The sequence below is a fragment of the Methylobacterium sp. J-059 genome (assembly GCF_022829485.1).
In the GTDB taxonomy this organism is placed as follows: domain Bacteria; phylum Pseudomonadota; class Alphaproteobacteria; order Rhizobiales; family Beijerinckiaceae; genus Methylobacterium.
This window is the reverse complement of record NZ_JAKSYA010000034.1, coordinates 19,075-32,512: the sequence shown is the minus strand read 5'-3', so window position 1 is coordinate 32,512 and position 13,438 is coordinate 19,075. Positions and strand designations below refer to the sequence as shown.

The 13,438-nt window shown below is 72.3% G+C and carries 12 protein-coding genes; 7 read left to right on the top strand and 5 right to left on the bottom strand.

The annotated features are described in order from the left end of the window. The first annotated feature begins 42 nt into the window (after positions 1–42). From MKK55_RS02640 to MKK55_RS02625, 4 genes are all read left to right on the top strand, one after another. Positions 43–255 (top strand): nucleotidyltransferase domain-containing protein, encoded by a 213-nt coding sequence (locus MKK55_RS02640; RefSeq protein WP_313898951.1) that lies wholly within the window; start codon positions 43–45, stop codon positions 253–255. Continuing rightward, the gene (locus MKK55_RS02635; RefSeq protein ID WP_243933134.1) at positions 252–764 is read left to right on the top strand and encodes a hypothetical protein; all 513 of its coding nucleotides are present in this window, start codon (positions 252–254) and stop codon (positions 762–764) included. The genes MKK55_RS02640 and MKK55_RS02635 overlap by 4 nt, the downstream gene beginning before the upstream one ends. Before the next feature lie 81 nt (positions 765–845). Beyond that, positions 846–2,564, top strand: coding sequence for a lysine--tRNA ligase (locus MKK55_RS02630; protein ID WP_243933131.1), 1,719 nt, complete (start codon positions 846–848; stop codon positions 2,562–2,564). A gap of 72 nt (positions 2,565–2,636) precedes the next feature. After that, positions 2,637–3,248, top strand: coding sequence for a pyridoxamine 5'-phosphate oxidase family protein (locus MKK55_RS02625; protein ID WP_147726591.1), 612 nt, complete (start codon positions 2,637–2,639; stop codon positions 3,246–3,248). Between the two features lie 15 nt (positions 3,249–3,263). On the opposite strand, the gene MKK55_RS02620 is transcribed toward MKK55_RS02625, so the two are convergent. Beyond that, positions 3,264–4,451: a putative zinc-binding metallopeptidase gene (locus MKK55_RS02620; RefSeq protein ID WP_147726589.1), complete on the bottom strand. Its 1,188-nt coding sequence runs from the start codon at positions 4,449–4,451 to the stop codon at positions 3,264–3,266. A gap of 279 nt (positions 4,452–4,730) precedes the next feature. Here MKK55_RS02620 and MKK55_RS02615 point away from each other — a divergent pair, with 279 nt between their 5' ends. The 3 genes from MKK55_RS02615 to MKK55_RS02605 are packed head-to-tail and all read left to right on the top strand — an operon-like array spanning position 4,731 to position 11,496. Further along, positions 4,731–8,036 (top strand): DUF2126 domain-containing protein, encoded by a 3,306-nt coding sequence (locus MKK55_RS02615; protein WP_243933129.1) that lies wholly within the window; start codon positions 4,731–4,733, stop codon positions 8,034–8,036. Further along, positions 8,033–10,591 (top strand): circularly permuted type 2 ATP-grasp protein, encoded by a 2,559-nt coding sequence (locus MKK55_RS02610; protein ID WP_243933127.1) that lies wholly within the window; start codon positions 8,033–8,035, stop codon positions 10,589–10,591. The genes MKK55_RS02615 and MKK55_RS02610 overlap by 4 nt, the downstream gene beginning before the upstream one ends. Continuing rightward, positions 10,588–11,496: a transglutaminase family protein gene (locus tag MKK55_RS02605; RefSeq protein WP_243933126.1), complete on the top strand. Its 909-nt coding sequence runs from the start codon at positions 10,588–10,590 to the stop codon at positions 11,494–11,496. Before MKK55_RS02610 ends, MKK55_RS02605 begins: the two co-directional genes overlap by 4 nt. A 12-nt stretch (positions 11,497–11,508) precedes the next feature. On the opposite strand, the gene MKK55_RS02600 is transcribed toward MKK55_RS02605, so the two are convergent. The 4 genes from MKK55_RS02600 to MKK55_RS02585 form a co-directional block, all read right to left on the bottom strand. Continuing rightward, positions 11,509–12,003, bottom strand: a complete 495-nt coding sequence (locus tag MKK55_RS02600) for a DUF6894 family protein (RefSeq protein WP_243933125.1) — start codon at positions 12,001–12,003, stop codon at positions 11,509–11,511. A gap of 52 nt (positions 12,004–12,055) precedes the next feature. After that, on the bottom strand, positions 12,056–12,268 hold the full coding sequence (locus tag MKK55_RS02595) for a hypothetical protein (RefSeq protein ID WP_147728746.1): 213 nt from the start codon (positions 12,266–12,268) through the stop codon (positions 12,056–12,058). A 199-nt stretch (positions 12,269–12,467) separates the two neighbouring features. Continuing rightward, complete coding sequence (locus MKK55_RS02590; RefSeq protein ID WP_147728747.1) at positions 12,468–12,662, bottom strand: hypothetical protein; 195 nt, start codon at positions 12,660–12,662, stop codon at positions 12,468–12,470. A gap of 61 nt (positions 12,663–12,723) precedes the next feature. Continuing rightward, the gene (locus MKK55_RS02585; RefSeq protein WP_147841676.1) at positions 12,724–13,356 is read right to left on the bottom strand and encodes an acyl-homoserine-lactone synthase; all 633 of its coding nucleotides are present in this window, start codon (positions 13,354–13,356) and stop codon (positions 12,724–12,726) included. Positions 13,357–13,438: the final 82 nt, after the last annotated feature.

Genomic DNA, 13,438 nt, shown 5'->3' with positions numbered 1-13,438 from the left:
GCGGCACGGATCGTGTCCGACGTCGAGGCGTAGCGTCGCGCGATCAGCCTCATCGGCTCGCTGGCGACCGGGCGTTTCCGGCTGCATTCCGACATCGACCTCCTGGTGCGCGGGCCGATCGATCCGGCCGAACGCGCCGCCGTCGAGCGGGCGGTGGCTGCGGTGATGCGCGGCACCGGCATCCCCTACGACCTGATCTATGCCTGCGATCTCACGCCGTCGCAGCGGGAGGCATTCGAGAAGGCGGTCCCGTGATCGCGTCGCGACTGCCCGCCTTCGCCAAGCCTGGTCCGAAGCTCGACCGCGCGGGCCGCGAGCTGGCGAACCTCGACGCGTTCCTCGCCGGATACGACGCCCTCCCGCCGGAGCAGCGGACGACGTGGGGGCGGCTCACGGCGATCGCGGCCGCCCTTCACAACGCTGACAACGGCATCGAGGACGTGCTGCTCGGCATCGCCAAGGACGTCGACGGGGCCGCGCCGACCGGCGACACCTCGCACCAGGACCTGCTCGATCAGATGCGGGCGCAGATACCCGGCCTGCGTCCGGCCGTGCTCGACGACGAGCTCTACGTTTCGCTGATGGAGCTGAAGGGCTTTCGGCACCGCGTGCGGCACAATCACGGGTTCGACCACGACGCCGGCCGGACGGAGCAGAACCGGGCGCTGATGCAAGCGACCTTCCCGAAACTCGTCGAGGCCGTCAGGACGTTGGAGAACCGGCCGACGGGATCGGGGGCCGACGACCCGGCCGAGCGGCCGTAAAAGTCGATTTCGCATCGCGGCAAACCTTATTAGGGTGCCGCACCCGCGAAGATCCCGTGTCACAGTCCAGCGTCCCAGCCCATGTCCGCGCCCCTCCACCTCGACCCCGACCTGATCGAGGCCGCCGCCACCGCCGCCGCCTGGCCGTTCGAGGAGGCGCGCAAGCTCGTGGCCCGGCTGGAGCGCCGGCCGAAGCCGGAGGTGCTGTTCGAGACCGGCTACGGGCCGTCGGGGCTGCCGCATATCGGCACCTTCGGCGAGGTGGCGCGGACCTCGATGGTGCGCCACGCCTTCCGGGTGCTGACGAAGGACGCCGTGCCGACGCGGCTGATCGCGTTCTCCGACGACATGGACGGCCTGCGCAAGGTGCCCGACAACGTGCCCGAGCGCGCGATGCTGGCCCAGCACCTCAACCAGCCGCTGACCCGGGTGCCCGATCCGTTCGGCACGCATGACAGCTTCGGCGCGCACAACAACGCGGAGCTGCGCCGCTTCCTCGACGCCTTCGGCTTCGACTACGAGTTCCGCTCGGCCACCGACTGCTACCGCTCCGGCGTGTTCGACGCGGCCCTGATGCGGGTCGCGGAGCGCTACGACGCGGTGATGGCGATCATGCTGCCGTCGCTGCGCGCCGAGCGCTCGGCCTCGTATTCCCCGTTCCTGCCGCTGCACCCGGTGACCGGGGAGGTGATGCAGGTGGTGGTCGACGCGGTGCACGCGGACCGGGGAACGCTCGCCTGGCGCGACCCGAAGACCGGCGAGCCCTACGAGACCCCGATCACCGGCGGCCACGCCAAGCTGCAGTGGAAGCCCGACTGGGCGATGCGCTGGGTGGCGCTGGGCATCGACTACGAGATGGCCGGCAAGGACCTGATCGATTCGGTGAAGCTCTCCGGGCAGATCGCCCGCGCGCTCGGGGGCGAGCCGCCGGAAGGCTTCAACTACGAGCTGTTCCTCGACGAGAAGGGCCAGAAGATCTCCAAGTCGAAGGGCAACGGGCTGACCATCGACGACTGGCTCGCCTACGGCACACCGGAGAGCCTGAGCCTGTTCATGTACAACAAGCCGCGCGAGGCCAAGCGGCTGTTCTTCGACGTGATCCCGCGGCACGTCGACGAGGTGCTGAGCTTCTCCGAGCGCTACGCCGCGCAGGACGCCAAGCTGCGCCTGGGCAACCCCGTCTGGCACATCCATGCCGGCAACCCGCCCGCGCCGGAGCGGATCGGGGAGGGCGCGCAAGGGGGGTCCAAGGGCAGCGTGAGCTTCGCGATGCTGCTCAACCTCGTGGCGGTGGCCAACGCCGAGGAGCCGGGCGTGCTCTGGGGCTTCATCCGGCGCTACGCCGCCGACGTCGGCCCCGAGACCCATCCCGGCCTCGACCGGCTCGTCGGCCACGCGCTGGCCTACTTCCGCGACTTCGTGCGCCCGGCCAAGAGCTACCGGGCGCCGAGCCCGGAGGAGCGCGCGGCCCTCGACGACCTCTCCGCGTCGCTCTCCGAGCACGACGGCTCGACCGACCCAGAGGGCTTGCAGGCGGTGGTCTACGAGGTCGGGCGGCGGCACTTCCCGGACCTGTCGGGCAAGGGCAAGAGCCCGGACGGACGGCCCGGCGTGTCGCAGGCGTGGTTCACGACGATCTACAACGTGCTGTTCGGCGAGGCCCGCGGCCCGCGCTTCGGCTCGTTCGTGGCGCTCTACGGCGTGGCGGAGACCCGCGCGCTGATCGCCAAGGCGCTGTCGGGCGAGCTGCTGGCCGAGCACGCGGCGTTCACGGCGAGCCGCGCAGCGAAATCCGCCTGACGGGCGTTCGCGGGATCGTCACGCACCGCGCGTGACGCACCACCATCGGATTGGGCGCTCGGGGGCAGGGGCATGATCGTACGGGACCTCGCCGGGCTTGAGGCCATCTACGGCGACCACCTCGCCCCGGCTTCCGTGGTGAAGGAGAGCGAGCGGATCACCGCGCACTACGCCGCGCTGATCGCGGCCTCGCCCTTCGCGATCCTCGCCACCGCCGGCCCGGAGGGGCTCGATTGCAGCCCGCGGGGCGACGGTCCGGGCTTCGTCCGGGTCGTCGACCCGCACACCCTGGTGCTGCCCGACCGCCGCGGCAACAACCGGATCGACAGCCTGCGCAACGTGGTGCGCGATCCGCGCGTCGCCCTGCTGTTCCTGATCCCCGGCTCGGGGACGACCTTCCGCGTGAACGGGCGGGCCGTCGTCTCGGCCGATCCGGCCCTTCTGGAAAGCTTCGCCGTCGACGGGCAGGCGCCGCGCACCGCCCTCGTGGTCACGGTCGAGCAGGCCTACTTCCAGTGCGCCCGCGCCGTCGTCCGCGCGCAGCTGTGGGATCCCGCCCGCCACGTCGAGGCGGGGACGCTGCCGAGCCCGGGGACGATCCTGGCCGCCCTGAGCGCGGGCGAGGTCGGCGGCCGCCCCTACGACGAGGCCTGGCCGGCACGCGCGGCCGCCACCCTCTGGTAGGGCGGCCGGGCGCGCTCACGCGTTCGGCACCGCCACCTTCTGGCGCAACCCCGCGATCACCGCGCGCAGGATGTCGGCGCCCGCCTCCGCGCCGGCCTTGGCGCTCATGTCGCCGCGCACCGCGTAGATGCGCTCGTGCACGAAGGCGAGCTTGGCGATCACCGCGGGCGTCAGGCGGAACGGGTAGAGGTCGGGCTGCCCCATGCTGCGGGACAGCGAGTTCACCGCATAGGTGAGCGGCAGCCACGCCGCGATCAGCTTGTCGAGGTCGGGCGTGCGATACGGATCGAAGTCGATCACCACCGGCTCGCTGCCGCCCCGGCGCAGCTGCGGCCGCAATTGGAGCGCGAAGGTCGAGGCGGTCTCCACCGTGTCGACGATGTGCAGGTAATGCGCCCAGGTCTCGGCGAAATCCTCCCACGGGTGGCTGGTGGCGTAGGCCGAGACGAAGGATTCCTCCCAATCGCCCGGCGCGCCGTGGGCGTAGTGGTTCTGCAGGGCGCCGACGTAGTTCAGGCTCTCGTCGCCGAACAGATCGCGGAACGTCCACAGGTGCGGGCTGTTCTGGACCAGCAGGTACCAGAAGTAATGCCCGATCTCGTGGCGGAAATGCCCGAGCAGGGTGCGGTAATGCTCGCCGAAGCGGATCCGGCGCCGCTCGCGCTCGACGTCGTCGGCCTCGGCGATGTTCATGCTGATCAGGCCGTTGAGGTGGCCCGTGAGCACCGGCGGCCCGATCAGGAAGCTCTCGGACGGGTCGACCAGGAAGTCGAAGGCGAGCCCGTCGGTGTATTGCGCACGGGTGGCCAGCGGCAGGTCGAGGCGCAGCAGCGAGTAGAACAGCCGGTGCTTGGCCGCCTCGACCTGGCGCCAGCGGGTCAGGTTCCAGGCGAGCGTCAGGTCGGGGACGACGCGGTTGTGGCGGCAGGTGACGCAGAACGTCTCGGGCGCGTCGTCCGGCACGAGCCAGTTGCAGGCCGCGTGCCGGGCGTTGGCGCAGAAGCGGTAGCGCTGGCCGGGCCGCGCGTAGGCGTGGAAGGTCTGCGCCTCGGCCGAGCCCGGATGGGCCGAGCGGACCGACGGCTCGAGCGCGGAGATCTCGTGCACCTCGCAGACGTAGCCGAGGCGCCGCTGGCAGCTGTCGCAGGCCGTGCTCTCGAAGGTGAGCGGCTGGTCGCAGGCTTGGCACTGGAAGATCTTCATGGCGGGTCCCGGCGCCCGAGGCGGGCAAGCACCCTGTCGTCGAAGGCGTCGTCGGCAGTCGTCGGCGGCCGCCGCCGGGCGGACCGTCCTCGCCGCATCAAACGGGCTTGCCCGCCAAAGTTCCCGGGGGGCGCGGCACGGGGAGGACGCGGCGCGCCGCCCGGAGTCGGACGCCGCATGGAAATTGCTTGCGCCCTCCCCTTTGCCGCATAAGGCGCAGACGAGGGCACCGCCGGATTCGATCCGGACGCCACCTGCTTCGCCCAGACGAGAGTGCCCGTGTCGATCAAAGCCGCCCTGCACCACGTCACGCACTACACCTACGACCGGCCGATCGCGCTCGGGCCGCAGGTGATTCGCCTGCGGCCGGCGCCGCATGCGCGCACGAAGATCCCCTCCTACACCCTCAAGGTGACCCCGGAGAACCACTTCGTGAACTGGCAGCAGGACCCGAACGGGAACTGGCTCGCCCGGCTGGTCTTCCCGGAGAAGACCAGCGAGCTGAAGATCGAGGTCGACCTCACCGCCGACATGTCGGTGATCAACCCGTTCGACTTCTTCGTCGAGGACTACGCGCAGGCCCGCCCGTTCGCCTACGCCCCCGACCTCGTCGCCGAGCTGGCGCCCTACCGCGTCCTCGACGACGCCCAGGGGCCTGAGATCGACGGCTTCCTGGCGCGCCTGCCGTCCGAGCCGAACACCGTGCTGTTCCTGGTGGCGCTGAACGCGCAGATCAGCCGCGAGGTCGCCTACGGCGTCCGGATGGAGCCGGGCGTCCAGACGCCGGCCGAGACCCTGACCCTGAAGAGCGGCTCCTGCCGCGATTCGGCCTGGCTCCTTGTCCAGGTGCTGCGCCGCATCGGCTTCGCCGCCCGCTTCGTCTCGGGCTACCTGATCCAGCTCGTGCCCGACACCACCGCGGTCGACGGCCCCGAGGGCACCAAGACCGACTTCACCGACCTGCACGCCTGGGCCGAGGTCTACCTGCCCGGCGCCGGCTGGATCGGGCTCGACGCCACCTCCGGCCTGCTCTGCGGGGAGGGGCACATCCCGCTGGCCGCCACCCCGCACTACCATTCGGCCGCGCCGATCTCGGGGCTCGCCGAGCCGGCCAAGGTCGAGTTCGGCTTCGAGATGACCGTGGCGCGCGTGGAGGAGAGCCCGCGCATCACCAAACCGTTCTCGGACGCGGTCTGGGCGGCCATGGACGCCCTCGGCGACCGGGTCGACGCCGACCTCGTCGCCCAGGACGTGCGCCTGACCATGGGCGGCGAGCCGACCTTCGTCTCGATCGACGACTTCGAGGCGCCGGAATGGAACATCGCCGCCGTCGGCCCGTCGAAGCGGGGGCTGGCCGACAAGCTGATCCGCCGCCTGCGCGACCGCTTCGCGCCAGGCGGCATGCTGCATTACGGCCAGGGCAAGTGGTATCCGGGCGAGAGCCTGCCGCGCTGGGCCTTCGCCCTGTACTGGCGCCGCGACGGCCGCCCGATCTGGCGCGACGCCGACCTGATCGCGCGGGAGGACGGCCCGAAGACGGCCGACGCCGACGCCGCGCGTCGCCTGATCGATGCGGTCGCCGGGCATTTCGGGCTGCAGGACTACGTGATGCCGGCCTACGAGGACCCGGCGCAGTGGGAGGAGAAGCGCGCGGAGCTGCCCGTCAACGTGACGACGCAGGAGGCCAAGAGCGGCTCGGTGGAGTTCGATTCGCGCATCCACCGCGTCTACGAGCGGGGCCTCGGCAACCCGGCCGGCTTCGTGCTGCCGCTCGCGAGCCTGCCCACCGGCAAGGACGGCGATTCCGACCGGGTCTGGATCTCCGAGGCCTGGGATTTCCGCCGCGGCCACGCGTTCCTGGTGCCCGGCGACTCGCCGCTGGGCTTCCGCCTGCCGCTCGGCTCGCTCCCGTACGTGCCGCCGGAGCATTACCCCTACTACCAGCCGCAGGACCCGCTGGAGCCGCGCGAGCCCCTGCCCGAGGGGCATGCCCGCGAAGGAACCGGCGAAGGGACCGGCGAAGGGACCGGCAAGCGAACGGTCAACGGCGGCGGCATCACCGGCGTCGCGGTGCGCACCGCGCTCGCCGTCGAGCCGCGCGACGGGACGCTGCGGGTGTTCATGCCGCCGACCCAGCGCGCCGACGAGTACCTCGAGCTGATCGGCGTCCTGGAGGAAGCCGCGTCGGGGCTCGGGCTCGCGATCCACGTCGAGGGCTACGAGCCGCCCTTCGACCCACGCCTCAACGTGATCAAGGTCACCCCCGACCCGGGCGTGATCGAGATCAACGTCCACCCGGCGACCTCTTGGCGCGACGCGGTGGCGATCACCACCGACCTCTACGCCGACGCCCGCCAGACCCGGCTGGGCGCCGAGAAGTTCATGGTGGACGGGCGCCACACCGGGACGGGCGGCGGCAACCACGTGGTGATGGGCGGCGCCACGCCCGACGACTCGCCGTTCCTGCGCCGGCCCGACCTCCTGAAGAGCCTGGTGCTGTACTGGCAGCGCCACCCGGCGCTCTCGTACCTGTTCTCCGGCCTCTACATCGGCCCGACGAGCCAGGCCCCGCGCATGGACGAGGCCCGCCACGACGGCCTCTACGAGCTGGAGATCGCCCTGGCGCAGGTGCCGGGCCCGGACGAGCCCAACATCCCGCGCTGGCTCGTCGACCGGGTGTTCCGCAACATCCTCGTGGACGTCACCGGCAACACCCACCGGTCCGAGATCTGCATCGACAAGCTGTACTCGCCCGACGGGCCGACCGGGCGGCTCGGGCTGCTCGAGTTCCGCGCCTTCGAGATGCCGCCGGACCCGCGCATGAGCCTCGCGCAGCAATTGCTGCTGCGGGCGCTGGTGGCGTGGCTGTGGCGCGAGCCGCAGGTCGGCGGCTGTGTCCGCTGGGGCACGGGCCTGCACGATCGCTTCATGCTCCCGCATTTCCTCTGGGCCGACTTCCTCGACGTGCTGGAGGATCTGCGGGCCGCGGGCTACGACTTCGACCCCACGGCCTTCGAGGCGCAGGCCGCGTTCCGCTTCCCGGTCTTCGGCCGGGTCGAGCACGGCGGCGTGAAGCTCGAGCTGCGTCAGGCGCTGGAACCGTGGCACGTGATGGGCGAGGAGGGGACCAGTGCCGGCACCGTCCGCTTCGTCGACAGCTCGGTCGAGCGCCTGCAGGTCAAGGTCGAGGGCTTCGTGCCCGGCCGCCACGTCATCGCCTGCAACGGCCGGCGCCTGCCGATGACCGGCACCGGCACCGGCGGCGAAGCGGTCGCGGGCCTGCGGTTCAAGGCCTGGCAGCCGGCCTCGTCGCTGCACCCGACGATCCCCGCGCACTCGCCGCTGACCTTCGACATCCTCGACAGCTGGAGCGGGCGCGCGCTCGGCGGCTGCCGCTATCACGTCGCCCACCCCGGCGGCCGCAACTACGAGACGCATCCCGTCAACACCTACGAGGCGGAGGGGCGGCGCCTCGCCCGCTTCCAGGCCCACGGCCATACGCCGGGCAAGATCGCGATGCCGGCGCCCGAGACCAACCCCGAATTCCCGCTCACGCTCGACCTGCGCACGCCGAAGCCGACATGAGCCCGACGCTGGCGGCGGCACAGGTCACGGCAGGACGGCACGCACCGGCCGACGCGGACGCCGCGGACGAGCCGGACCGGCTCGCGCGCTGGGCCGACGGCTATCGGCCCGAACCCGGCCGGCCGGACGAATATCTCGACGCGGACGGCCGCGCGCGCGGCGCGTGGCCCCGGCTGCTCGAGCGGCTCGCGCGGCTGAGCGAGCCCGAGATCATGGCGCGCTTCGTCTCGGCGGAGCGTCACATCCGCGACACCGGCATCTCGTTCCGCATCTACGGCGACCAGCGCGAGCATGCCTGGCCGTTGGGCTCGCTGCCGCTGGTGATCGAGGCGGCCGAGTGGCGCGCCTTGAGCGCCGGGCTGATCCAGCGGGCCGAGCTGATGGAGGCGGTCCTCGCCGACGTCTACGGGCCGGGCCGCCTCGTCGCCGACGGCCTCCTGCCGGCCGCCGTGGTCGCCGGCAGTCCCGAGTTCCTGCGCCCGCTGCACGGGGTCGCGCCCCCCGGCGGGCGCTGGCTCAAGCTCTACGCCGCCGATATCGGCCGCGGGCCGGACGGGGCCTGGCGTGTGCTGGCCGACCGGACGCAGGCGCCCTCCGGCCTCGGCTACGCCCTGGAGAACCGGATGGTGCTCGGCCGCACCTTCCCGGACGTGCTCGAGAGCCTGCAGGTCGAGCGCTTCCCGGCCTTCTTCCAGGCGTTCCGCGAAGGCCTGGCGGCCGGGTCCGCGCGCTCGGACCCGCGCATCTGCCTGCTGACCTCGGGGCCCTACAGCAGCACCTACGTCGAGCAGGCGGCGCTCGCGCGCTATCTCGGGCTGATGCTGGTCGAGGGCGACGACCTCGTCATGCAGGACGGGTGCCTGCACGTGCGCACCGTCTCCGGCCTGAAGCGGGCCGACGCGGTCTGGCGCCGGATCGACGGCGACTTCCTCGATCCGCTGGAGCTCAACCCGGCCTCGCGGCTCGGCATCCCCGGCGTGATCGAGGCCTTGCGCAACGGCAGCCTGGTGATGGCCAACATGCCGGGCTCCGGCGTGGTCGAGTCGGCGGCCCTCAGCCCGTATCTCGAAGGGATCGCGCAGCGCATCCTCGGCGAGGGCCTCAGGCTGAAGAGCCCGCCGGCGTGGTGGTGCGGCGATCCGGCCGGTCTCGCCCACGTTCGGGACAACCTCGACGCGATGACGCTGCGCCCGGCCGCCACCCCGCAGCGCGGGGCGGGGCGCGACGCGATCCTCGGGCCGCAGGCGCTGGCCGCCGAGCGCGAGCGGGTGATCGCGGCCTTCCACGACCGGCCGTTCGACTTCGTCGGCCAAGACCTCGGGCCGCTCTCGACCATGCCGGCCTGGGAGCGGACCGACCGGGGCCTGCACCTCGTCCCCCGCCCCTTCGCGCTGCGCGTGTTCGCCGCCCGCACCCCCGACGGCTGGCGGGTGATGCCCGGCGGCTTCTGCCGGGTCTCGGAGCGCGAGAACGTCGACCCGATCGAGATGCGCCTCGGCATCCGCTCGGCCGACGTCTGGATCCTCTCGGAGAACCCGGTCGACACGCGCCATCTCGGGCAGCAGGCCACGCCGCGGGTCCGGCGCATCTCCGGGCACCTGCCCTCGCGGGCGGCCGACGGCCTGTTCTGGTTCGGCCGCTACGTCGAGCGGGCCGAGGCGGTGATCCGCCTCGTGCTGGCGCACCTGCGCAGCGTCGGCGACGCCGTCGTCACCGACATCTCCGGCGACACCGCGGCGCCGACCGCGCTCCGCATCCGCGCGCTCTTGGAGGAATGGGGGGCGGCCAGCTCCGCCGACATGCCGACGGCGGCACTGGCGCAGGAGGCCCTGGTCGGGCGCGAGGTCCACGGCTCCGCCCGCGCCCACGTGATCTCGGCCCGCACCAACGCGGCGACCCTGCGCGCCCGGCTCTCGGGCGAGGCGTGGCGGGTGCTCGCCGACCTGATCGACCTGCTCTCGCTGGACACCGCCCGGGCGTTCACCGAGTCGCAGCTGCTCGGCCGGGCCGAGCGGGCGCTGAGCCACATCGCGGCGCTCTCGGGCCTGACGCACGAGAACATGAACCGCGCCGCCGGCTGGCACTTCGTCGATCTCGGACGGCGGATCGAGCGGGCGATCAACACCTGCGCCTTCACGCTGGCCTTCGGCCACGACGAGGCCGGGGCCGACTGCCTCGGCGTCCTGCTCTCGCTCGCCGATTCGCAGGTCACCTACGGCGCGCGCTACATGCAGGGCGTGGCCCTCGACCCCGTGCGCGACATGGTGCTCCTCGACCCCTACAACCCGCGCTCCGTCGCGTTCCAGGCGGAGGCGATCGGCCGGCACCTGGCCGAGCTGCCGGCGCTCTCGGCCGACGGCATCCCCGAGCCGCATTGCCGGCTGGCCGCGCGGATCGTGGCGACCCTGCGCAGCGGCGAGGCCGCCGACTTCGACGGCGTCGGCCTGGCGCGGATCGAGGACGACCTGGAGCGGCTCGCCGACACCATCGCCGGCCGCTACTTCCCGAACGGGCCGCACGCCCTGCGGCCCGAGAAGCTGGCGGGCCTAGCGTGATCTACACGCTGCGCCACGTCACCACCTACACCTATGCGAAGCCGGTCGGCTTCGCGCGCTGCTCCCTGCGCCTGAAGCCCGCCGACGGCGAGGGCCAGAGCGTGCTCGAGAGCGCGGTGACGATCGACCCGAGCCCGGCGACCGCGGTGATCCGGCGCGACTATTTCGGCATCGAGACCGTCGGCATTACCCTGGACGCGCCGCACACCCGGTTCCGGGTCGAGGCGCTGTCGAAGGTGCGGGTCGAGCGCGGGCCGCTGCCGGCGCCCGAATCCGGCCGCAGCTGGGAGGCGGCGCGGATGGCGGCGATCGCGTCCCGCGATCTCGGGGCCGACGCGCCGGTCCACTTCCTGTTCCCGAGCGCCCGGGTGCCGCTGCTGCCGGCGGTGACCGACTACGCGCGGGCGAGCTTCTCGCCCGGGCGCAGCGCCTACGGCGCCGCCTTCGACCTGATGGCACGCATCCGCGCCGACTTCCGCTTCGACGCGAAGGCCACCGACGTGCACACGCCGTTGGCCGAGGCCTTCGCCCTGCGCGCCGGCGTCTGCCAGGATTTCGCCCACGTGATGATCGCCGGGCTTCGCGGCATCGGGCTGCCCGCGGCCTATGTCAGCGGGTATCTCCGCACGATCCCGCCGGCCGGGCGGCCGCGGCTTCGCGGCGCGGATGCGAGCCACGCCTGGGTCGCGGTCTGGTGCGGCGACGGCTGGCTCGGCCTCGACCCGACCAACGGCATCGGGGTTCGCGACGACCACATCGTCGTCGCCCGCGGACGCGACTACGGCGACGTCTCGCCCGTCGACGGCATCGTCAGCGGCTCGGGCAAGCAGAAGCTCAAGGTCGAGGTCGACGTCATCCCGCAGGATGAGCAGGACGAGATCGGGGCGCTGGCCCTCGTCGGCTGAGCGCGGTCGCGATCAGCGGCCCGGATCGAGCTGCAGGGTGAAGCGCTGCCGCGGGTCGCGCCGGAACGACAGCAGGTCGGCCATCGCCGCGAGATGCGCGCGCAGCCGCAGGGCCGCGGCGCCGATCCGCGGATGCGTCGACAGGGCCCGCATCCGAGCGGCGATGCCCGCGACTGCCGCGGCCGCCTTGCCGGAGACGGCGTCGGGCATCCGGCCCGCCGCGCGGCGCAGGTCGGCGCGTGGGCGCGCGGGCCCCGCCCGCTCGGGCGCCGCCACGGGCACGTAGAGCGCCTCGAAGAACGACAGGTCGAGGATGGACGCGCCGTCCGCGTCGGTGACCGCCATCACCGCGTTCAGCAGGCGCGGCTCGCCGCCGTGCTGGACGACGAGGCGGCGGATGATGGTGCGCGCCACCGCGCGCGCCTCGCCGGCGTCCCGGACGAGCTGCCCGGTGCGCTCCGGCAGGTAGGCGTCGTCGAGGCGGATGTTGAAGAACGCGTGGATCATGATCGAACGCCCCGTTCCTGGTTGGGTGGGCCGGCGGGCCCGTGCGACGGCGTCAAGCGGCCTGGGCGCCGGGGTCGACGGCGTCCACGGGCGCGGCGAGCCGCGGGTGGAAGGCGTCGGCCAGGCGCTCGAGGCGATGGGCCATGTCCCGCACCTCGTTGAGGGCGATGGACTTCTGGCCCTCCTTCACCGCGCGCGTGATGTCGCTGATCTGCGTCGTCGCGATGCGCTTCAGCTCGGTCGCGAGCTGGTCCTTGGTCATCATCGGCTTTCGGATCCCGAATGCTAGTCGCGGGACACCGTGGCGCGGCGTCCCTTACCGATCGGTTTCCCATCCCGGCGGGTCGTTGGATGAGCGGTGGACAAGTCGGCCGGCGACAGCGCGCACGACCGGCCGCGCCGCGCCGCCGACCCGTTCGGGTCGGCAGCGGGCGCGGCCGGCGTGGATTCCGTTCGCCGGCCGGTCAGGCCGTGCGGTGCTGCGGGTCGAGGCGCTCGGCGAGGCCGAAGCCGACCCGGACGAGGAGAGCCTCGAGGGTCGCCTTCATCTCCGGCGTGCCGGCCTCCTCGATCAGGCCGTGCGCCTCGATGCAGATCTCGGCGAGGCGCTCCATCGGGTTGTCGGGTTCGGTGGAAGCGGGAAGGGTCTGTCGTGTCATCGGTTCGTTCGCGGGTTGGCGTCGATCGGGGTCCGGCGGCATCGCGCCGGAACGGATGGGGTCAGCTCGCCAGGCGCTGCGGCAGGGCGGGGCGCGCGGTCAGCACGGAGGCGGCGTCGTTGCGGGTCTCGCGCAGGCGCCGGAGCGTGCGCACGTCGAAAGCCGCGACCACGGCGAGGGTGTCCTCGCCGGCGATCCGGCAGGGCAGGCCGAGGGGGGTCACCCGGAAATGCAGCTGCACGAGGCGCAGCAGCCAGAGCGGGTTCATCTCGATGACGATCGACTCGATCCCGCTCTCGAGACCCCACTCGACGATGCCGGCCAGGAGCGCGCTTCCGACCGGGCTCAGGATGCGGCCGCGGTCGCGCACGTCGCGCTGCACGGCGTAGCGGGTCCACTCCCAAACCCGCGCGCTCCGGGGCGCGGGGACCTCGCAGAGCTCCGGCAGGACTTCGGTGAGCAGGTAGGGGCGGGTGGTCGGCAGCATGCGCTGGTAGCCGACGACGCGGTCGCCCTGCATCGCGAGCATGTGGACGGCGTGGCCGTCGTCGAACTGGTCGATCTCGCGTCCGTCGGGCTTGGCGAGGTCGTGCCAGCCCTTCTCCTCGACGAAGACTTGATGACGCAGGCGATAGGCCTGCTCCATGGCATCGCGGTAACGATCGATGTTCTCGGGCGTGACGATATGGATCAAAGCGGCCTCCATTGGATGGCCGGCAGTATCGTCTCTAAGTATTCGTCCGAAAGTACGCGTTCGCGTACCATTCTCGACTGCG

Coding starts and splice junctions, on each gene's coding strand:
- MKK55_RS02630 (WP_243933131.1), top strand. CDS start 846: ATGTCCGCGCCCCTCCACCTCGACCCCGACCTGATCGAGGCCGCCGCC.
- MKK55_RS02625 (WP_147726591.1), top strand. CDS start 2,637: ATGATCGTACGGGACCTCGCCGGGCTTGAGGCCATCTACGGCGACCAC.
- MKK55_RS02620 (WP_147726589.1), bottom strand. CDS start 4,451: ATGAAGATCTTCCAGTGCCAAGCCTGCGACCAGCCGCTCACCTTCGAG.
- MKK55_RS02610 (WP_243933127.1), top strand. CDS start 8,033: ATGAGCCCGACGCTGGCGGCGGCACAGGTCACGGCAGGACGGCACGCA.
- MKK55_RS02600 (WP_243933125.1), bottom strand. CDS start 12,003: ATGATCCACGCGTTCTTCAACATCCGCCTCGACGACGCCTACCTGCCG.
- MKK55_RS02595 (WP_147728746.1), bottom strand. CDS start 12,268: ATGATGACCAAGGACCAGCTCGCGACCGAGCTGAAGCGCATCGCGACG.
- MKK55_RS02590 (WP_147728747.1), bottom strand. CDS start 12,662: ATGACACGACAGACCCTTCCCGCTTCCACCGAACCCGACAACCCGATG.